General features: G+C 49.7%; 19 protein-coding genes. All 19 read left to right on the top strand.

Annotation, left to right across the window (positions count from 1 at the left end):
• Window positions 1–183 precede the first annotated feature (183 nt).
• The 19 genes from HMPREF2794_RS02930 to HMPREF2794_RS02840 all read left to right on the top strand — a co-directional run bounded on the left by HMPREF2794_RS02930 (window position 184) and on the right by HMPREF2794_RS02840 (window position 19,190).
• Window positions 184–1,995 carry a reverse transcriptase/maturase family protein gene (locus tag HMPREF2794_RS02930; protein ID WP_004318718.1) on the top strand — a complete coding sequence of 604 codons (1,812 nt, stop codon included), beginning with the start codon at window positions 184–186 and terminating at the stop codon, window positions 1,993–1,995.
• 92 nt (window positions 1,996–2,087) lie between these two features.
• A complete protein-coding gene (locus HMPREF2794_RS02925) occupies window positions 2,088–2,618 on the top strand; it encodes a TraG/VirB4 family ATPase (RefSeq protein WP_117722843.1) in 531 nt (176 codons plus the stop codon).
• A 220-nt stretch (window positions 2,619–2,838) separates the two neighbouring features.
• Window positions 2,839–5,379 carry a hypothetical protein gene (locus tag HMPREF2794_RS02920; protein ID WP_005816117.1) on the top strand — a complete coding sequence of 847 codons (2,541 nt, stop codon included), beginning with the start codon at window positions 2,839–2,841 and terminating at the stop codon, window positions 5,377–5,379.
• A gap of 14 nt (window positions 5,380–5,393) precedes the next feature.
• Complete coding sequence (locus HMPREF2794_RS02915) at window positions 5,394–6,119, top strand: hypothetical protein (RefSeq protein WP_005816118.1); 726 nt, start codon at window positions 5,394–5,396, stop codon at window positions 6,117–6,119.
• Between the two features lie 27 nt (window positions 6,120–6,146).
• Complete coding sequence (locus HMPREF2794_RS02910) at window positions 6,147–6,911, top strand: DUF5045 domain-containing protein (RefSeq protein WP_005816119.1); 765 nt, start codon at window positions 6,147–6,149, stop codon at window positions 6,909–6,911.
• A 43-nt stretch (window positions 6,912–6,954) separates the two neighbouring features.
• Window positions 6,955–7,785 carry a phage antirepressor gene (locus tag HMPREF2794_RS02905; protein ID WP_005816120.1) on the top strand — a complete coding sequence of 277 codons (831 nt, stop codon included), beginning with the start codon at window positions 6,955–6,957 and terminating at the stop codon, window positions 7,783–7,785.
• A gap of 15 nt (window positions 7,786–7,800) precedes the next feature.
• Window positions 7,801–8,202 (top strand): hypothetical protein, encoded by a 402-nt coding sequence (locus HMPREF2794_RS02900; protein WP_005816121.1) that lies wholly within the window; start codon window positions 7,801–7,803, stop codon window positions 8,200–8,202.
• Complete coding sequence (locus HMPREF2794_RS02895) at window positions 8,202–9,332, top strand: hypothetical protein (RefSeq protein ID WP_005816122.1); 1,131 nt, start codon at window positions 8,202–8,204, stop codon at window positions 9,330–9,332. Before HMPREF2794_RS02900 ends, HMPREF2794_RS02895 begins: the two co-directional genes overlap by 1 nt.
• Window positions 9,333–9,397: 65 nt before the next feature.
• The gene (locus HMPREF2794_RS02890) at window positions 9,398–9,799 is read left to right on the top strand and encodes a hypothetical protein (RefSeq protein ID WP_005816123.1); all 402 of its coding nucleotides are present in this window, start codon (window positions 9,398–9,400) and stop codon (window positions 9,797–9,799) included.
• A gap of 3 nt (window positions 9,800–9,802) precedes the next feature.
• Complete coding sequence (gene traK, locus HMPREF2794_RS02885) at window positions 9,803–10,417, top strand: conjugative transposon protein TraK (protein ID WP_005816126.1); 615 nt, start codon at window positions 9,803–9,805, stop codon at window positions 10,415–10,417.
• Between the two features lie 12 nt (window positions 10,418–10,429).
• Window positions 10,430–10,849, top strand: a complete 420-nt coding sequence (locus HMPREF2794_RS02880; protein ID WP_005816127.1) for a hypothetical protein — start codon at window positions 10,430–10,432, stop codon at window positions 10,847–10,849.
• Entirely contained in the window at window positions 10,833–11,975 is a 1,143-nt protein-coding gene (traM, locus tag HMPREF2794_RS02875; protein ID WP_005816128.1) for a conjugative transposon protein TraM, read from the top strand. The genes HMPREF2794_RS02880 and traM overlap by 17 nt, the downstream gene beginning before the upstream one ends.
• Before the next feature lie 69 nt (window positions 11,976–12,044).
• Entirely contained in the window at window positions 12,045–12,890 is an 846-nt protein-coding gene (gene traN, locus HMPREF2794_RS02870; protein ID WP_005816133.1) for a conjugative transposon protein TraN, read from the top strand.
• Window positions 12,890–13,435 (top strand): hypothetical protein, encoded by a 546-nt coding sequence (locus HMPREF2794_RS02865; protein WP_005816135.1) that lies wholly within the window; start codon window positions 12,890–12,892, stop codon window positions 13,433–13,435. Before traN ends, HMPREF2794_RS02865 begins: the two co-directional genes overlap by 1 nt.
• A gap of 8 nt (window positions 13,436–13,443) precedes the next feature.
• Window positions 13,444–14,097: an Lcl C-terminal domain-containing protein gene (locus HMPREF2794_RS02860; protein WP_005816136.1), complete on the top strand. Its 654-nt coding sequence runs from the start codon at window positions 13,444–13,446 to the stop codon at window positions 14,095–14,097.
• A gap of 66 nt (window positions 14,098–14,163) precedes the next feature.
• Window positions 14,164–15,072, top strand: coding sequence for a fimbrillin family protein (locus HMPREF2794_RS02855; RefSeq protein WP_005816138.1), 909 nt, complete (start codon window positions 14,164–14,166; stop codon window positions 15,070–15,072).
• 80 nt (window positions 15,073–15,152) lie between these two features.
• Entirely contained in the window at window positions 15,153–17,342 is a 2,190-nt protein-coding gene (locus tag HMPREF2794_RS02850) for a type IV secretory system conjugative DNA transfer family protein (RefSeq protein WP_005816140.1), read from the top strand.
• A 53-nt stretch (window positions 17,343–17,395) separates the two neighbouring features.
• The gene (locus HMPREF2794_RS02845; protein WP_005816141.1) at window positions 17,396–17,893 is read left to right on the top strand and encodes a lysozyme family protein; all 498 of its coding nucleotides are present in this window, start codon (window positions 17,396–17,398) and stop codon (window positions 17,891–17,893) included.
• An 88-nt stretch (window positions 17,894–17,981) separates the two neighbouring features.
• Window positions 17,982–19,190: a putative resistance-associated DNA invertase gene (locus HMPREF2794_RS02840; RefSeq protein WP_005816149.1), complete on the top strand. Its 1,209-nt coding sequence runs from the start codon at window positions 17,982–17,984 to the stop codon at window positions 19,188–19,190.
• Window positions 19,191–19,213: the final 23 nt, after the last annotated feature.

The following is a 19,213-nucleotide window of genomic DNA, read 5'->3' as shown; positions in this document are numbered from 1 at the left end:
CAGTTACGATGTAATAAACGGGGATTACCTATCCCGAAGTGCCGAAAGGCTATTAGGTTCGACCTATGAAAATTCGGAGTGGTAACGGAGCTTCCATAGTAGTTTGAGCAAGGTAACGCCTTGTACATGGCGAAGGGAAGCAGCTAATTATTAATACAATTAACGGAAAATGTGAGAGACATTATGAGAAGTCCAGAAAGAGTATTAAACAGTCTATCAGAACACAGTAAGGATGCAAGCTATAAGTTTGAACGTCTTTACAGAATTTTGTTCAATGAGGAAATGTTCTACGTTGCCTATCAGCGTATCTACGCTAAAGAGGGTAACATGACTAAAGGTTCAGACGGTCAGACCATTGACAACATGAGCCTGAAACGAATTGAAAAGTTGATTGATACGTTAAAAGATGAAACGTACCAGCCCCAACCGTCAAAGAGGGTGTACATACCGAAGAAAAACGGTAAGAAAAGACCTCTTGGCGTGCCGACTTTCAATGACAAGTTGATACAAGAAGTAGTAAGAATGGTACTGGAAGCCATATACGAGGGAAATTTTGAATACACCTCGCATGGTTTCCGTCCCAATCGAAGCTGCCATACTGCATTAACTCATATCCAAAAGGAGTTTAATGGTGCAAAATGGTTTGTGGAGGGAGACATAAAAGGCTTCTTTGATAATATAAACCATGATGTATTGATAAACATTCTCTTGGAGCGTATTGCGGATGAACGCTTCATCCGATTGATACGCAAGTTTATGAAAGCGGGATATATCGAAGACTGGCAATTCCACAATACTTACAGTGGCACACCGCAAGGGGGTATCATCAGCCCGATATTGGCTAATATATACCTTGACAAGCTGGATAAGTATATAAAGGAATACACAGCCAAATTCGACAAAGGGAAGAAACGAAAATTCAGTAGAGAAAGTATGGACTTTGGCAATGCAAGAAAACGTATTGTGCGAAGATTGAAGTTCGTAAAAGACGAAAGGCAAAGGACAAAGCTAATCCTTGAACTGAAAGCAATAGAACAAGGACGGGCTAAATATCCCAACGGCGAAGAAATGGATGCCGATTACAGAAGAATGAAATATGCAAGATATGCAGATGATTTTCTTGTGGGAATTATCGGAAGCAAGCAGGATGCGCAACAGATAAAAGAAGATATTAAAAACTTCCTTGCTGACAGACTGGCATTGGAGCTGTCCGATGAAAAGACACTTGTCACTCACACGGAAAGACCGGCCAAGTTTCTCGGATATGAAATCACTGTAAGAAAGTCCAATGACCAAAGACGGGATAAACGGGGTAGATTGAGAAGAACCTATGGTAAAAGGGTCTGCTTGAATGTCAGTACGGAAACAGTCCGTAAAAAACTTTTCGATTGGGGAGTATTGGAACTGACAAACCGTAACGGAAAGGAAATATGGAAACCGAAATGTAAATCGGGACTGATATTCAATGACGACCTTGAAATCCTTGATAGTTATAATCGGGAAATCGTGGGGTTCTATAATTACTACTCCATAGCCAACAACTGCGCCCATGCCTTGAATAATTTCAAGTACATCATGGAATACAGCATGTACAAAACGTTTGCAGGCAAATATAAGTGCCGAACACGTAAGGTAAACAAGAAATATCGTAAGAACGGTAGGTTTATCGTAACGCACATGACTAAAACTGGTGTAAAGGAAAGATACTTTTACGACGGTGGCTTCAAACGAAAGAAGCCCACCTATAAATCGGAATGTGACATTATGCCACGAACAATTTATACTGCGGGGCGGACAAGCCTTGTTGAAAGGCTGAAAGCCCGTGAGTGTGAATTATGTGGAGCGACAGACGACCTTGTTATGCACCATGTAAGGAAACTAAAGAACTTGCAGGGAAAGGAAAGCTGGGAACGACACATGATTGCCCGTAAACGCAAGACGATTGCCGTGTGCAGGAGTTGTCACAAGAAGATACATGACGGAAAGATAGACTGAAATTAGTGGAGAGCCGGATACGCTGAGAGGTGTAAGTCCGGTTCGGGGGCGAGCATTTGGAAACCTACCATAGAAATATGATAAGGCGCTGGGTGCTTAGCCTACACAAGACAGCCCGAAAGTTCTGGGCGAGCGTGGGCGTAGTGACACAGGAGATACAGGACATCATCGGCAGTCCCATCGTGAAGGAAGCCATCATCAACAACTCCGACGTGGTGATGCTGCTCGACCAAAGCAAATTTCGTGAGCGATTCGACGAGATCAAGGCGATATTAGGATTGACGGATGTGGATTGCAAGAAGATATTCACTGTCAACCGCTTGGATAACAAGGAGGGAAGAAGTTTCTTCCGTGAGGTGTTTATCCGACGTGGATCGACGAGCGGAGTGTATGGTGTGGAGGAGCCGCACGAGTGCTATATGACCTACACCACCGAGCGAGCTGAGAAGGAGGCATTGAAACTCTATAAGCATGAACTGAAGTGCAGACATCAGGAGGCTATCGAGCGGTATTGCAGAGATTGGGATGCCAGTGGCATCGGGAAGTCGTTGGCATTTGCGCAGAAGGTCAATGAGGCGGGGCATGTGCTCAATTTGACGGACGATGGAGCCACTCGCCGCTGACACGGCGAGCACGGGGGCTGATTGATGGAAACGGAAATCCCGGAATAGACGTAAAGCCCAGATGCCCGAAAGCAAAACTTTCGGGAACGGTGGCTGGGTAGTATTTACGATTAGTAGTAAATACGATTAGTAGTGAATACTACCAATAGTAAATACTACAAGTAGTAAAGTAGTGGAATAGTAGAAACTGAAAGTAGTAAAAACGTAAAGTAGTGAAGCAATGAGACGTTTATACCTTATTATAATATATATGTGTCTTACACTTGTCGTGGGAAGGGTTCATGCGCAGTATTACAGCGTGAACTACGACAAGCAGATCGTTGCCGCCATGGCTGCCGCATTCGGTGCTGGAGCTATGGCAGAGAGCTATTATAACGAGCAGGTGGGCGAAATCTTGAAGCACTACAATGCCGCAGAGGTTGCCACTGCCGGCATCTTCGCTGCCAAGTTCTTGGAGCGCAAGGCATTCACCGACCTCGGCATTTGGAGCAGTAGCACGGAGAACTACTATTACCGCCGCATCCACAATATGGTGGCGAACAAGATTATGCCCAAGATATGGACGGTGGCAGGAATGATGCTGAAAAGTCCGCAGACCGCCCTCTACTGGGGCAGTTACCTGATGAAGATATGCGCCGACACAAAGTCGCTGTGTATGCAGTTTGAGAGTGTCGTGACCAACAGTAGCTTGACCTTTGCCGACATTCAGTTCTTGGAAATCAACCAAGAGATAGCCGCCATCCTCAAACTCTCGGAGATAGGCAATGTAGATTGGCAGCAGCTGTTGGATGACATCGCCAGTGTGCCCGGCAACTTCACCGTGGAGAACCTCACCGCCGACATCGAGACGCTTTACAATATGGGAGCATCGTTGGCGACGGCAGGTATCAACGGGGCATCAGGCGCACTCTTGCAGCAGAGTGCCTTCAACGACCTTTTCAATGGCAAGGTGAGTAAAATCATCGACATCTATGACAACTACCATGACCTCTATGAACAGGCAGAGAACGGCATCGGCAGCACACTCCTTAGTCTGGTGGGTGGCGAGGACAACGTGGCAGCCCTCTTCGACCTCTCCAACTACAACATCACCTCGTGGATGACAGACTATCTGAGCGAGACGCAGGGCAACTACTATACACAGCGTTGGTACATTGCCCGACGAGACCAAGGCAGCGTAAGCCTCTGTGACTACTATCCGCCGACCGATGACAACAGTATTCTGAACGGTGACCATTGGTATCGTATCAACACCTCCGACCCCAACTTCTACCCTAACAGCACGCAGCGAGAGCAGATACTGGCCAACTCGGAGAACCATGCCGGATGGAGCCGCAGCCGTGTGCAGCAGCTCAACGCCCAGAGCGACGGCTTCACCTATACGATGAACTATTGGATGTCGTCGTACATCATCAGCCGTGGCGGCAAGCAGACCAAGAAGGCCTACGCCTACGAGATACACGTTACCAAGAGCTGGAACAACGTGGAAGAGGTGTATGAGGATGTCTTCGACTCCTACAGCATGGACTTGAATACCTTCAAGCGTCAGTTGCAGGCACGTCTCTCGGAGTATAACGACAACGAGGAGGGCTATGTCTATTACATCGGCAGTGACGCACGCCGTTACTATCAAGCCACCGATGCCGCCAAACTGAAGGGCGTGGAGAGCGTGACCATCAGCGTCACCTGTTCGGACGGTGTCACCCTCGGACAGGGCAGCACGCAGTACAAGTGCCGTGAGTGCGGCGGTTCGCTCAATGCCCACAGCAAGGAATGCGCCATGAGGACAAGCGTATCAGAAAATAATCTCGACCTATCGGAACTGGACGAGAAGGAACGTGAGGCGAATAGCAAGATAGCCCTGTTGGAGGCGCAGATAAGCCAGTTGGAGACAGAGAACAGGAACCTGCTCACGCAGATAGCCAATGCCTCTGTGGAGGAAGCCCCTGCCTTGCGGCAGCAACATAATGTCAACAAGACGAAGATAGACAACCTGAAGAAGGAATTGGCGACATGGCAGCAGCAGTTGGCAGACATACAGAATGCCAAGAGCGAGGCGGCTAACGACAATGCCACCTCCACCGATGACTACTACCGCATCCCTGCCATCATGCAGGATGTGAAGTCAGCCTACAATCTCACGTGGCAAGGTGCCGGTTCGTGGAACGGCTACACCTACGTCCGAACTGCCACCATGCCCAACATCAACGGCATTATCACCTTCAAGGCGACACTGTCCATTGCAAGGAAGCCCAAGTACTTCCTTGGCATCAAGATACACCGTGCGATACTGCAAATATCGTGGGAGCTGACCTCGGAATACACCGACACACAGGTGGTGGATGTGCTGACCCTTGACCCGAATGCCTCTGACGAGGAGAAGACGAGGCAGGTGAACAGCCGTATCTCGGAGATAGCCCAGGAGTTCCCGTCGTGCAGCATCACCACAGAATATGCCAAGAGCGAGGCAACCCAGACCGCCGACAATGACGATGTAATACACCTGCTCTGGTCGAGCGACCGTCTGGAGATAGCCCGTGAAGTAGATAGCCGTATCACCAAGATTTACGCCGACTTGGTATCATTAGAAAAAATGATGCACTACAAGCGCAGCATCATTGACGTGCTGAAGGACATTCTTCCTTCAATCGACGCAGACCAAGGTCGCAGAAGGACACTCATTGAAGAGTGCTACGAGCGATGGAGAGAGAATGCAGACCCTAACAGAGGGAATGGTGAAGATAACGAGAACGAAAACTGAGGGAGGAACGGAGAATGAGACATACCATCATCATAGCTCTCCTGCTGATTACCCTCTTCCCCAATACAGCCTTGGCGCAATGGGGATTCGATGCGGTATCGGTGGAAGCATACATCAACGACCACAAGAAGCAGCGCAGCCTCTTGCTGGCACGCAGCACTTTGGAGTACAGCAATCAACTGCTGCATGAATACAGCAGTGAAGAGGTGGGCAAATACAAGGAACTGAATGTGGATTTGGACAAATACACCCGGGCCTTCGACATCATCGATGTGATGTACCAGTCGTTGCGCACGGTGCTGAACGTGAAGAGCACCTACCAGACGGTGAGCGACCGCATCAGTGACTACAAGAACCTGTTGGAGGACTTCAATGATAAGGTCATCAAGCGGAAACACATCGAACTGGCTGACACGATGCTCATCAGCATCAACAAGAAAGCCATCGACAACATATACAACGAAGGAAGCCAACTCTACCATAGCGTCAACGACCTCGTGTTGTATGCCACAGGAGCGGCAGCCTGTTCAACTTCCGACCTGCTGATGGTGTTGGACAATATCAACAATTCGTTGGACCTGATAGAAAAACATCTGAACCAAGCCTACTTCCAGACATGGCGGTATGTGCAGCTGCGCATGGGCTATTGGAAGGAGAAGGTGTATCGGACGAGGACGAAGGAAGAGATACTGGAAGATGCCTTCAGCCGATGGAAAGTGGCAGGAAAACTTGACTATTGACGGATTGTAAACAAAAGAAGAACGGACATGAAGAAGACAATGATACTCATCATGGCGGTAGCAACCACCATCAAAGCCACAGCCCAGAGCGTGACCTACAACCACGACTCCTCCAAGCAGAACCAGATAACGGTGATGGAGACAGGTGGCGGTTCTCTCACCCCTGAGTTCTATTATTGGCTGTTACATAACAACTATAAGAAGACAGCGGCAGAGAAGAACAAGTTAGGTTTCCGCACTCTTGCCGGCATCAACCTCTACAACCAAGTAGATGATGCGGAGAAGATAGACTCTGCCCTCACCAAGCGTGCTGAGGTGGAAGCCTTGAACGTAGCCGACCGACAGATAGACCTCGCCTGGCTTGCCGAAAGCAGCAAGATCAACGGTCAGTTGGACAAGATGAAGGCGAACATAGACCATATCATCCCTACAGGAGGCACCATCAACGACAAGCGTCGGTGGGAGGAACTGTACAATATGTACCAGTGTGCCGTGAAAGCCACCAAGGATGCCTATATGCCCAATGCACAGAGAAAGCGGCAGTATCTTAGCATCTATGCCGACCTGACGACACAGAACGAGACACTACTGAAATACCTTGTGCAGCTCAACACCCAAAGCCAGACTACCGCCCTCTTGGCAGCCACCAACGACCGTGTAGTACATAAAGGCAGCATCATCAGCGATGCCAAGAGCCGTTGGCAGGAAAACATGAAGGGCGTGAGGAGCTCGACAGGCACTGACGGCGATGATGCCAACAGCGGTGAGGGTGAAGAAAGTGTGAACAGATAGAAATAAGGGAAGAGAAGAAATAATCACAAAACAGCATAGAGATATGAACGATATTCAGATTTTCAACAACGAGGAATTTGGAGCAGTCCGAACCACAGGAACACCAGAGCAACCCTTGTTCTGTTTGGCTGATGTGGCAAGAGTTCTTGGACTAAAAACCAGCAAGTTGGTACAACGACTTTCGGATGATGTACTTTCAAAGTACCCCATCTCGGATAGTCTTGGAAGAGAACAGGTTACAAACTTTATCAATGAAGACGGACTGTATGATGTCATCCTTGACAGTCGCAAACCCGAAGCCAAACGTTTCCGCAAGTGGGTGACATCGGAGGTGCTCCCCTCTATCCGCAAGCATGGTGCCTATATGACACAGCAGACCATCGAGAAGGCATTGGCAGAGCCAGACTTCCTGATACGGTTAGCAGTCAATCTGAAGGAAGAACGACAAAAGCGTCTGCTTGTCGAACAGGAGTGTGAACACCAAAGGACACGCATCGTTGAGTTGGGATCCAAGGTGGATGACCTGCAACAGGAGGTGACGGAGATGAAGGACAAGGTGAGTTACCTTGACATCATCCTTGCCACGAAGAGCAGTGTCCTGGTCACACAGATAGCACAGGACTATGGCGAGTCGTCCATCCGCTTCAACCGACGTCTGAAGGAGATGAACATCCAGTATCAGCGTGGCAAGCAGTGGATTCTGTATGCCGACTACAAGGACTGCGGTTATGTGACCAGCGAGACCTACCTCATTAAACACAAGGACGGTACGGAGGATGTGCGCATGAACACCAAATGGACACAGAAAGGTCGCCGCTTCCTCTATGAGAAACTGAAGAGCGTGGGAGTCATTCCTGTTATCGAAAGAACATAAAATAAAGAAATAGCTATGGAATCAATATCAAAAATACAGTTACGTCTCTATGCCGCCAAGAGGAAAAACGGCAAGTGGCAGTTGGAGATGTCAAGGATGCCGAAGCGAATCAGCGTTATCGGCAGGACACCCATCGTTGATGAGCATTATATGCCATCTGATTTAGAGGTAGTTTCAATGTCAAAGCTTCACAAATATGTCGGAAGTTACTACGGCAAGATTGTGAAGACCCTCAAAGAGGAAGGCATCATCACCAAGGAATATGGAATGTGGAAACTGCGTGAAGACCTTCAGGACAAGGGCATTGCGGTATATGTCACAGGCAGGATGCGCTGCTTCTACCACTTCTATCTGTCATGGACACCGAAAGGCATAGAGTTTATCAAAGAGATTATCAACAATAGAACCAGGCACTGATGGCAGACAACATACTCAGCGATTTCGGCATCAACATCCTCGAAGAGGAGATTGACGATGTGATATTCCAGACCAACGAGTTCCTGACCGATGCCACCTTCACAGGCTCACAAGGGCCGTTCTGGTGGATCCTCCAAATGTGTATGGCATTGGCGGCACTGTTCTCTATCATCGTGGCGGCAAGCATGGCCTACAAGATGATGGTGAAGAACGAACCGTTGGACGTGATGAAACTGTTCAAGCCCTTGGTGGTGAGCATCATCCTCTGTTGGTGGTACCCACCTGCTGACACAGGCATGACCAACAGCGGCAGCAGCTGGTGCGTATTGGATTTTCTATCCTATATTCCCAATTGCATCGGCAGTTACACCCACGACCTCTATGAGGCAGAGGCGACCCAAATTTCCGACAAGTTTGAGGAGGTGCAGCAGTTGGTATATGTCAGGGACTCGATGTACACTGACCTCCAGGCACAGGCAGACGTGGCGCATAAGGGCACATCAGACCCCAACCTGATAGAGGCGACGATGGAGCAGACGGGCGTGGACGAAGTGACCAACATGGAGAAGGATGCCAGCAAACTGTGGTTCACCTCACTGACGGCAGGGGCCGTGGTGGGCATCGACAAGATAGTGATGCTGATAGCCCTGATCGTGTTCCGCATCGGTTGGTGGGCGACGATATACTGTCAGCAGATATTGCTCGGAATGCTCACTATATTCGGTCCAATACAATGGGCATTTTCGTTGCTGCCCAAGTGGGAAGGAGCGTGGGCGAAGTGGCTAACCCGTTATTTGACAGTTCATTTCTACGGAGCCATGCTCTACTTCGTCGGTTTCTACGTCCTGTTGCTGTTTGATATTGTGCTCTGCATACAGGTAGAGAACCTGACGGCCATCACCGCCAGTGAGCAGACGATGGCAGCCTATCTGCAAAACTCGTTCTTCTCGGCAGGCTATCTGATGGCAGCGAGCATCGTGGCGTTGAAATGCCTGAACCTCGTGCCCGACCTTGCGGCATGGATGATACCAGAGGGCGACACCGCCTTCTCAACCCGAAACTTCGGCGAGGGCGTGGCACAACAAGCCAAGATGACGGCTACGGGAACCATGGCGACCGTGATGAGATAACATGTGAGTGTGCGGTGAGTCACCGCACCTCCTATTGAAACAAATAAAAGTAACCATCAAGAAAAATGAAAGCAAAAAATGAAATTGAGCGTTGGCTCAAAGATGAGAAATTCATGGCGTTTGCCAACAAGCGTGCAAAGGAAGAGTTTTTCAATTCCGAAAACAACTACATCGACCCACAGTATGAGGAGATGGCAGAAGGCTTTGAGGATAACGACGAGTATGTAGTGCCTATGGTAGATTACCTGAGTTATCGCTTGCATCGTGCCAAAATCTACAGAAATCGACGGAGACGTGAACGTGACATCTGGTGGGTGTGGATCCAACTGAAATACGAAGGCATCTACGTAGAGGCTTGCATCAAGTATTACGCCAAACTGGTGGAAGAAGTTGAGAAGGACATATACACCATCCTGCACCGTGAATATGTGAGAATGAAGAGAAATCAGACCTCAAACAAGCAGTAACGTATGGTAATCAAGAACTTAGAAAACAAAATCAAGCTGGTGGGCATCATCTGCTCTGCGTTCCTCATGGGCTGCATCATCATCTCGGTGTCGAGCATCTGGACGGCGCGCTGCATGGTGACGGACGCGCAGCAAAAGGTGTATGTATTGGACGGCAACGTGCCCATACTGGTGAACCGCACCACGATGGAGGAAACGCTGGATGTGGAGGCAAAGAGCCATATCGAGATGTTCCACCATTACTTCTTTACGCTTGCTCCCGATGACAAGTACATCCGCTATTCGATGGAGAAGGCGATGTATTTGGTCGATGAAACTGGTTTGGCGCAGTACAATACGCTGAAGGAAAAGGGCTTTTACAACAATATCATGGGTACGAGTGCCGTGTTCAGCATCTTTTGCGACAGCATCAAGTTCAACAAGGAGAAGATGGAGTTCACCTACTACGGTAGGCAAAGGATAGAGCGAAGGAGCAATATTCTGATGCGTGAATTGGTGACGGCGGGACAGGTGAAGCGCGTGCCGAGGACGGAGAACAATCCTCATGGACTGCTCATCACGAACTGGAGAACCTTGCTCAACAAGGATATTGAGCAGAAGTCGAAGTCAAACTTCTAATATCCTAGCGGTATGAGTGTAAAAGGAATCAGACGGATGCTTGTGGGCGAGGATATGCCCGACAAGAACGACCCCAAGTACAAGAAGCGGTATGAGAAGGAGGTGGCGGCAGGGCGCAAGTTTGCCAAGACCGCGAGGATAGACCGTGCGGCGGCTAAGGTGCAAGGCTTTGCCAATGCCCACAAGACGCTGTTTCTCGTCATCGTCTTCGGCTTTGTCGCCACGTGCTTCGGCATCAACATCTACAGGATGGTGCGGTATTACGGTCATCGGACGGAGGCTGCAAGTGCCATCGAGCGGCAGGAAGGGCGCATGAAGCAGATGATGAATGCAGCCCATTGCATCACTCCTCCCGTGACGCATCGAACCAACGAGGAGAATCGAGACAAGTCAGTAACATCAAAATCAGACAGCGATGAGAATAACAGATAAGATAAACTTCCGTCAGCCGAAGTACATGCTGCCAGCCATCGTGTACATCCCGTTGATTGCCACAGGCTATTTTGTCTTTGACATGTTCAATACGGAGGTGGCGGAAACGCAGGACAAGAACCTGCAGACCACCGAGTTTCTGAACCCCAACCTGCCCGGAGCGCAGATTAAGAATGGTGACGGCATCGGTGGCAAGTATGAGAACATGGCGAAGTCGTATGGTCGCATAGCAGACTATTCGGCTGTTGATAACATTGAGCGTGACAACGAAGAAGAGAAAGAAGCGTATGAATCCAAGTACACAGAAGAAGACCTTGCGGAACTCGTCCGTCAGGCAGAAGAGAAGGACGATGCAGCCGAAGTGGCCGATGCCAAGGCGCGAGAAGCGGAAGCACTCGAAGCACTCAACAAGGCACTCGCCGAAGCGAGGCTGAGAGGACAGGCGGCAGTTGCCCCCGTGGCCCAGGATACCACACAGGCTGGGCCTCCCAAGGAGCAGATTGAGGTGAAAGGTCAGATTGCCGAGGACAGCAAGGCGGTGAAGGCACTGGACGAGGAGGACAAGGCACAGGAGGTGGTGAAGAAGGTGAAGGTGACTTCGGACTATTTCAACACCCTGACGCAGAACGAGCATGAGCCAAAGCTCATCAAGGCCATCATTGACGAGGACGTGAAGGCTACGGACGGGTCGAGGGTGCGGCTGAGACTGTTGGACGATATTGAGATTGGTGAGACCGTGGTGAAGAAAGGGTCGTACCTCTATGCCACCATGAGCGGTTTCGGTTCGCAGCGAGTGAAGGGTAGCATCAACTCCATCCTTGTGGATGACGAGCTGATAAAGGTTTCGCTTTCGCTTTATGACACGGACGGACTGGAGGGACTGTATGTCCCCGGCAGCCAGTTCCGTGAGACCACGAAAGATGTGGCGAGCGGTGCTATGCAGAGCAACATGAACATCGACCAGAGTGGAGCGAACAACAGTTTCTCGCAATGGGGAATGCAAGCCGTGACCAATGCCTACCAGAAGACAAGCAATGCCATCAGCAAGGCTATCAAGAAGAACAAAGTGAAGCTGAAGTATGGGACGTTTGTTTACCTTGTAAATGGGAAAGAGAAAAGGAAATAGACACTGCCCGACAACGGAATTGTCGGGAACGGTGGCTCATAGAGTATAAACATCAAAAAATCAACTAATATGAATTGTTTTCAGAAAATGAATGTCTGTGCATTGCTTTCGCTGAGCGTGCTTTCAGCCAAGGCGCAGACCACCTACATGGAGATGGAGCAGCTGACGGTCAACGACCAAGTGACCACCGTCATCACCGCCTCCGAACCCATCCGCTTTGTCGATATATCCACAGACAAGGTGGTGGGCGACCAACCCATCAACAACACCATCCGCCTGAAGCCGAAGGACAACGTGTATGCCGACGGTGAGGTGTTGGCGATAGTGACAATCGTGACGGAACGCTACCGCACGCAGTATGCACTGCTCTATACCACGAGGATGCAGGAGGCAGTAACCGATAAGGAAATAGAATGCTCGGAGCGCAATGCCTACAACAATCCCGCTGTAAGCCTGTCCACTGCCGACATGACCAAGTATGCACGTCAGATATGGTCATCGTCTGCCAAATACCGCAACGTGGCGACGAAGATGCACCGCATGGTAATGCGCCTGAACAACATCTACAGCGTGGGCGAATATTTCTTCATCGACTTCTCCGTGGAGAACAAGACCAACATCCGCTTCGACATCGACGAGATGCGCATCAAACTATCGGACAAGAAGCAGAGCAAGGCTACCAATGCGCAGATAGTGGAACTGACCCCATCTCTTGTGTTGGACGATGCGAAGACCTTCAAGTATGGCTATCGCAACGTGATTGTGGTGAAGAAGATGACCTTCCCCAACGACAAGGTGCTGACCATCGAGCTGTCGGAAAAACAGATAAGTGGACGCACCATCTCGCTCAGCATCGACTATGAGGATGTGCTGTCTGCCGATTCGTTTAACCATATACTGTTGGAGGAGGAATAATGAGAATTAGGAATGAGGAATTAGGAGTGAGGAATTGGCTTGTGCATACCTTACTCGTTGTCATCTGTTTTATGGCAAGCATGACTCCGGCAATGGCGCAGCAGAATAGCGACCGCATATCCTTGGGGTTCGGATGCCTGTATGAGCGAGGACTGGACGTGACGCTGTCCTACGAGTATGAGACGAAGTACCACAATGCGTGGGAGTATTTTGCAAACGGATATATCAAGTGGAACGAGTGCGCATCGTGCGGTCATGTCTGTCCTGAGAGTTTTTGGAACAACTACCGCAGTTATGGTTTCGGCTTTGCCTATAAGCCCTGTGTGGCAAGAGGACGCAACCACCATGGCAACATGCGCATAGGAGCATCGGCAGGTAGCGATACTGACAGGTTCTTGGGTGGCATCCACCTCGGCTATGAGCAAAACTATACACTCAGACACGGCTGGAAGCTCTTCTGGCAGGTGAAGACCGATGTGATGATCAAGGGTGAAGACCTGTTCAGAACGGGTATTGTCCTGGGTGTGAAACTTCCTGTAAAATGACTATGCGTATGAAGAAACTGTTTTCAATCTTGGCAGTTGCGGCAACGGTGTTGCTGACTGCCTGTGACGAGCATCAGGACTTTCCCGACACAGCCATGAAGGTCACCCATATCTTGACCACTGACGGCAAGGTGATGCCCTACGAAACCTACGAGCAATCGTGCAAGCAAGCCATTGCAGTGGTGTTCAACGTCAATCAGAGGGAAGAAATGGAGGGAAACGGATATGCCGTCTATCTGTGGGACATCGCTCCCGAAGCCTTTGCTGACAGTATCGGTGTGGAACAGGACACATCCTGTGACCTCACCGCCTACGACGGCAACAAGAACACTTTTGCCCTTTATGGCACGACCGATGTGAAGTCGCCTTTGGCTGAGCGTGTCTTCGACATGTGGCGTTACGGGCAAAGTGCCTATATCCCCAGTGTGGCACAGATGCGTCTGCTCTATCATGCCAAGGACATCATCAACCCATACATCCTGAAATGCGGCGGCACACCTATCCCCGATGAGGATGATGACTGTTGGTATTGGACTTCAACGGAGGTAGAAGGACAAGCGACCGCCAAGGCATGGCTTTACTCACTGGGAAGCGGTGCCATACAGGAGACTCCCAAGTGGCAGCCGCATAAGGCGAGACCCATCATCACGATTATGGATTAGCCCATATACAGACATCGAGTATCACCCGTATCATCATCAAAGTACAACAATTAAAAAAGAAAAAGCATGAAAAAGAATTTGTTTCTAATGTTGGGACTTGGAGCCATGCTCCTCACGTCCTGTGACCAAGACATCGTCAATGAGATTTACCTGCCCGGTGGCGGAGGTTCTGTGGTCGTGACCGACAGCACATCAACCAAGCAGCTTCAGGTATTCACCAATCTGGAGATGCTGCAACCTGCCGTTTCCACACGAGCCGTTGACAACCAGTGGGAACTCAATGATATGATTGGCATCTCTTCCACAGGGATGATCAACAATATGAAGTTCACCCGAAGCGGCGGCACGAATCAGTTTGTGTCAGCCAACAAGGTGTTTTTCACGGACACAGACACTCACACCTTCAATGCCTACTATCCCTATACGGCAAATCCTACCAACGACCTCATAGAGTTCCAAGTGCCGGAGGCAGCTGTACAGAGTGAGCAGAAGGTCAATGATTTTCTGTTTGCCAGTGGAGCGGCATCATACGCCAATCCGAGCCTTACATTGAACTTCACCCATCAGATGGTGCGTGTCATCATCAAGGTCTATACCTCACCAGAATACGGTTTCACCACCAATGATTTTGCAGGAAGCCTACTCACGTTCGTCGGTTATTTTGACAGCGGTACTTTCAACATCAAGACCGGAAAGGTAGAATGCAGTGACGAGTCGGTGACGACCTATTATTTCGGCGACCCACAAAGTGACCACATGGAATATACGCTTTATGTTCCTGCACAGGTTATGCCAGACATGACATTGCAACTCAGCAATGGGGAGAACTTCGTATTCCTCACAAACGACACGTGGAAAGCGGGTCATTCCTACAGCTATTCATTGAAGCCTGTACGCAACACCTTGGAGGTCATATCTGCAACTATTTCTCCGTGGACAGTAGAGTCTGAGAAGACCATCAACGGCTACGAATAAAACTCATAAGAGGATTGGAGGGTGTCCACCGTGGCATCCTTCATCTTTTCTCATTATCACCCAACATCATCGTAAAGTAAATGGAAGAAAGCAAAGAGTTACAGGGTTTTTACAAGATATTCAGGGCGGTGATTTATGTCTCCATCCTGATGGAGTTCTTCGCCTACGCACTGGAGCCGGAGCAGTTGGACTTCTTGGGCGGCGTAGTGACGGATATCCACACTCGCATCAAGCGGTGGATGATTTACCATGACGGCAACCTCGTGTATAGCAAGGTGGCTACGTTCCTGCTGATATGTATCACCTGTGTGGGAACGCGCAACAAGAAGCATCTGGAGTTTGACGCTCGCAGGCAGGTGCTCTATCCGCTGCTGTCGGGAGTGCTGCTGATTGTGCAGTCCGTATGGCTGTTCGGTCATTCGATAATGCCCTGTTTCTATACCCTCCGTTTGAACACTTGGCTCTATATGCTCACTTCCATCGTCGGTGTCGTATTGGTGCATATCGCCCTCGACAATATCTCTAAGTTCCTGAAGGAAGGGCTGCTGAAAGACCGCTTCAACTTCGAGAATGAGAGCTTTGAGCAATGCAGGGAGTTGCAGGAGAACAAGTACAGCGTGAACATCCCTATGCGCTATTATTACAAGGGCAAGTTCCGCAAGGGATGGGTGAACATCGTCAATCCGTTCCGTGGCACATGGGTTGTGGGTACTCCTGGTTCTGGTAAGACCTTCTCCATCATCGAGCCGTTTATCAGGCAGCACAGCGAGAAGGGCTTTGCCATGGTGGTGTACGACTATAAGTTTCCCACTCTCGCCACCAAACTCTACTATCATTACTTGAAGAACAAGAATGCCAAGGACAGCAAGATGCCCCATGGCATGAAGTTCAACATCATCAACTTTGTGGATGTGGAGTATTCGCGCCGTGTGAACCCCATCCAGTTGAAGTACATCAACAACCTTGCCGCAGCGAGCGAGACCGCCGAGACCCTGCTTGAATCCCTGCAAAAAGGCAAGAAGGAAGGCGGCGGTGGCAGCGACCAGTTCTTCCAGACCTCTGCCGTCAACTTCCTTGCCGCCTGCATCTATTTCTTCTGCAACTACGGCAAGGAGCCCTACGACAAGGACGGAAAGATGCTGATTGCCGAGCGGCGTGAAGACCCAAAGACGAAAAGGCTGATACCCACAGGACGGGTGTTCGACCATTCGGGCGCGGAGGTGCAGCCCGCTTATTGGTTGGGCAAGTACAGCGACATGCCACATATCCTATCGTTCCTCAATGAGAGTTATCAGACCATCTTCGAGGTACTTCAGACCGACAACGAGGTAGCCCCCTTGCTTGGCCCGTTCCAGACTGCCTTTGCCAACAAAGCCATGGAGCAGTTGGAAGGTATGATTGGCACGCTACGTGTCTATACCTCCCGTCTCGCCACCAAGGAATCTTACTGGATATTCCACAAGGACGGCGATGACTTCGACCTGAAGGTCAGTGACCCGAAGAATCCAAGTTATCTGCTCATTGCCAACGACCCCGAGATGGAGAGCATCATCGGTGCACTGAATGCCTTGATTCTCAACCGCCTTGTAACGAGGGTGAATACAGGACAGGGCAAGAACGTTCCTGTCAGCATCATCGTCGATGAGTTGCCGACCTTGTATTTCCACAAGATAGACCGACTGATAGGCACAGCCCGAAGCAACAAGGTGAGCGTGGCACTTGGCTTTCAGGAACTTCCGCAGTTGGAAGCCGATTATGGCAAGGTGGGTATGCAGAAAATCATCACCACCGTGGGCAATGTGGTGAGCGGTTCGGCAAGAGCCAAGGAAACCCTCGAATGGCTGTCGAGTGACATCTTCGGTAAAGTAGTGCAACTCAAAAAGGGCGTGACCATCGACCGTGACAAGACCTCCATCAACCTCAATGAGAATATGGACAGCCTGGTGCCTGCAAGCAAAATCTCCGATATGCCCACAGGTTGGATATGTGGACAGACCGCCCGTGACTTCGTAGTCACCAAGACCGGGATGAACGGAAGCATGAACATCCAGGAGAGCGAGGAGTTCAAGACATCCAAGTTCTACTGCAAGACCGACTTCGATATGACGGAAATAAAGAAGGAGGAATCGGAGTATGTCCCTCTCCCTAAGTTCTATAAGTTCAAGTCGAAAGAAGAGCGAGAGCGCATCCTCTACAAGAACTTCGTTCAGGTTGGGGAGGACGTGAAAGCCATGATTAAAGAGATTCAGCAGTTCCGCACTATGATGTAGTGATATTGATTAGAGTGCGGTGAGACATCGCACCTCCTATATAAAATAATGTAATGAGAAGATACATCATCGTACTATTGAGCATGTTGGCCATCTGTAGCGTGCCCTGTCAAAGCCAAACCATTGACAGGGCACTGTTTGAACGGATGGTAGCCATTACCAAACACTTCGAGGGTTGGCACGACCCAAAGACCACACCGGGCTATGTGGGCTATGGTCACCAGCTACAGAAGGGAGAGCGTTTCCCGAAAACACTGACACGTCAGCGTGCAGATTTGCTGTTACGGACAGACCTCCTCCGGCACCTGCGCCTATATGCCCGTTATGGCAGGGATGCTTATCTGCTTGCCACCCTCTCGTACCAGATTGGACCAGCCAAGTTGTTAGGCAATGGACGATACCCGAAAGCGTCCCTGCTCACCCGATTGGAACGTGGCGACAGGGACATCCTGCCACTCTATCTGAGCTATTGCAAATGGAGGGGAAAAGCAGTGGCATCCATTAGGAAACGGAGGTGGGTGGAATATCAGCTGTTGTATGCCGAGCGGTGAGGCACCATCCCTCCTATACCTGTTTGTCTGTCACTTATATTATATATAAAGGTAATAATTGCAATTTCAATGTTAAAGTCAGAGCATTATGGCATCCATCAAATTAAAGTTCAGAACATCATCTGTTCAAGAGAAAGAGGGTCGCCTGTATTATCAGGTGATACACAATCGTGTGGCACGTCAGATCCATACAGAGTACAGAATCTATTCCTCAGAGTGGGATGCGGACCATTCAAACATCATTTTGCCAACTTCCGTCACTCCACAACGTCAAGCCTATCTTCTTTCCTTGAAAGATACATTGGATGCTGACAGGAAGAAACTGCTGTTGGTCATTGCACGGTTGGACAAGGAAGGGCAGTCATATACAGCAGACACCGTCGTTGACAACTTCCATGAGGGAAAAGAATTACATGGCATTATCGGCTATACGCTGGAGTTGAACGAAAAACTGAGACGCATCGGCAAGAAGCGGATGGTAGCAAGGTACAAAACCACCCTCAACAGCCTCCAGCGTTACCTGAAAGGAGGCGATGTGCCATTGGAGGAAGTCGATGGGACAACGATACAAGGCTATGAACAGTGGCTGAAAGACAGCGGACTGTGCCGCAACACCACCTCTTTCTACATCCGCAACCTGCGCACCATCTACAATCATGCCGTAGATGACGGACTGGTCATCTCTTCCTCACCGTTCAAGCATGTATATACCGGCATCGACAAGACCGTCAAGCGGGCACTCCCCTTGGAAATCATCAAGCAACTGAAAGAGCTGGACTTGAGTCTGAACCCCCGTTTGGAGCTTGCAAGGGATATGTTCCTGTTCAGTTTCTATACCCGTGGGATGTCGTTCATCGATATGGCACAACTTACACCAAGCAATCTGCATGGCAGTACGCTCATTTACCGCCGTCAGAAGACCTCACAACAGTTGCACATCAAATGGGAACCTGCCATGCAGGAGATAGTGGCGAAGTACAAAACAGATGATTCTCCCTACCTGCTCCCTATAGCAAAAGGAGAGGGAGCCATATTCTGGAGACAGTACAAGAATGCCTATAGCCGTATCACCAAGCAGTTGAAGAAAATCGGAGAAATGATAGGCCTGTCCGTACCCCTGACCACCTACGTAGCCCGCCACTCCTGGGCAAGCATAGCCAAGAGCAAGAACGTGCCCGTATCTACTATCAGCGAGGCATTGGGGCATGACTCCGAGAAAACCACACAGATATACCTCTCCTCATTGGACACCTCTGTCGTTGACAACGCCAACAATCTCATCATCAATTCTCTTTAGGAGGTGCAGCGTCTCACTGCACC

This window comes from Bacteroides sp. HMSC067B03, from assembly GCF_001811315.1.
GTDB classification, from domain to species: Bacteria; Bacteroidota; Bacteroidia; order Bacteroidales; family Bacteroidaceae; genus Bacteroides; species Bacteroides faecis.
This window is presented reverse-complemented; position numbering and strand designations above follow the sequence as displayed.

Excerpts from the sequence above, each read along its gene's own strand:
- HMPREF2794_RS02930 (WP_004318718.1), top strand. The coding sequence starts at position 184 with ATGAGAAGTCCAGAAAGAGTATTAAACAGTCTATCAGAACACAGTAAG.
- HMPREF2794_RS02920 (WP_005816117.1), top strand. The coding sequence starts at position 2,839 with ATGAGACGTTTATACCTTATTATAATATATATGTGTCTTACACTTGTC.
- HMPREF2794_RS02915 (WP_005816118.1), top strand. The coding sequence starts at position 5,394 with ATGAGACATACCATCATCATAGCTCTCCTGCTGATTACCCTCTTCCCC.
- HMPREF2794_RS02910 (WP_005816119.1), top strand. The coding sequence starts at position 6,147 with ATGAAGAAGACAATGATACTCATCATGGCGGTAGCAACCACCATCAAA.
- HMPREF2794_RS02905 (WP_005816120.1), top strand. The coding sequence starts at position 6,955 with ATGAACGATATTCAGATTTTCAACAACGAGGAATTTGGAGCAGTCCGA.
- HMPREF2794_RS02900 (WP_005816121.1), top strand. The coding sequence starts at position 7,801 with ATGGAATCAATATCAAAAATACAGTTACGTCTCTATGCCGCCAAGAGG.
- HMPREF2794_RS02895 (WP_005816122.1), top strand. The coding sequence starts at position 8,202 with ATGGCAGACAACATACTCAGCGATTTCGGCATCAACATCCTCGAAGAG.
- HMPREF2794_RS02890 (WP_005816123.1), top strand. The coding sequence starts at position 9,398 with ATGAAAGCAAAAAATGAAATTGAGCGTTGGCTCAAAGATGAGAAATTC.
- traK (WP_005816126.1), top strand. The coding sequence starts at position 9,803 with ATGGTAATCAAGAACTTAGAAAACAAAATCAAGCTGGTGGGCATCATC.
- HMPREF2794_RS02880 (WP_005816127.1), top strand. The coding sequence starts at position 10,430 with ATGAGTGTAAAAGGAATCAGACGGATGCTTGTGGGCGAGGATATGCCC.
- traM (WP_005816128.1), top strand. The coding sequence starts at position 10,833 with ATGAGAATAACAGATAAGATAAACTTCCGTCAGCCGAAGTACATGCTG.
- traN (WP_005816133.1), top strand. The coding sequence starts at position 12,045 with ATGAATTGTTTTCAGAAAATGAATGTCTGTGCATTGCTTTCGCTGAGC.
- HMPREF2794_RS02865 (WP_005816135.1), top strand. The coding sequence starts at position 12,890 with ATGAGAATTAGGAATGAGGAATTAGGAGTGAGGAATTGGCTTGTGCAT.
- HMPREF2794_RS02860 (WP_005816136.1), top strand. The coding sequence starts at position 13,444 with ATGAAGAAACTGTTTTCAATCTTGGCAGTTGCGGCAACGGTGTTGCTG.
- HMPREF2794_RS02855 (WP_005816138.1), top strand. The coding sequence starts at position 14,164 with ATGAAAAAGAATTTGTTTCTAATGTTGGGACTTGGAGCCATGCTCCTC.
- HMPREF2794_RS02850 (WP_005816140.1), top strand. The coding sequence starts at position 15,153 with ATGGAAGAAAGCAAAGAGTTACAGGGTTTTTACAAGATATTCAGGGCG.
- HMPREF2794_RS02845 (WP_005816141.1), top strand. The coding sequence starts at position 17,396 with ATGAGAAGATACATCATCGTACTATTGAGCATGTTGGCCATCTGTAGC.
- HMPREF2794_RS02840 (WP_005816149.1), top strand. The coding sequence starts at position 17,982 with ATGGCATCCATCAAATTAAAGTTCAGAACATCATCTGTTCAAGAGAAA.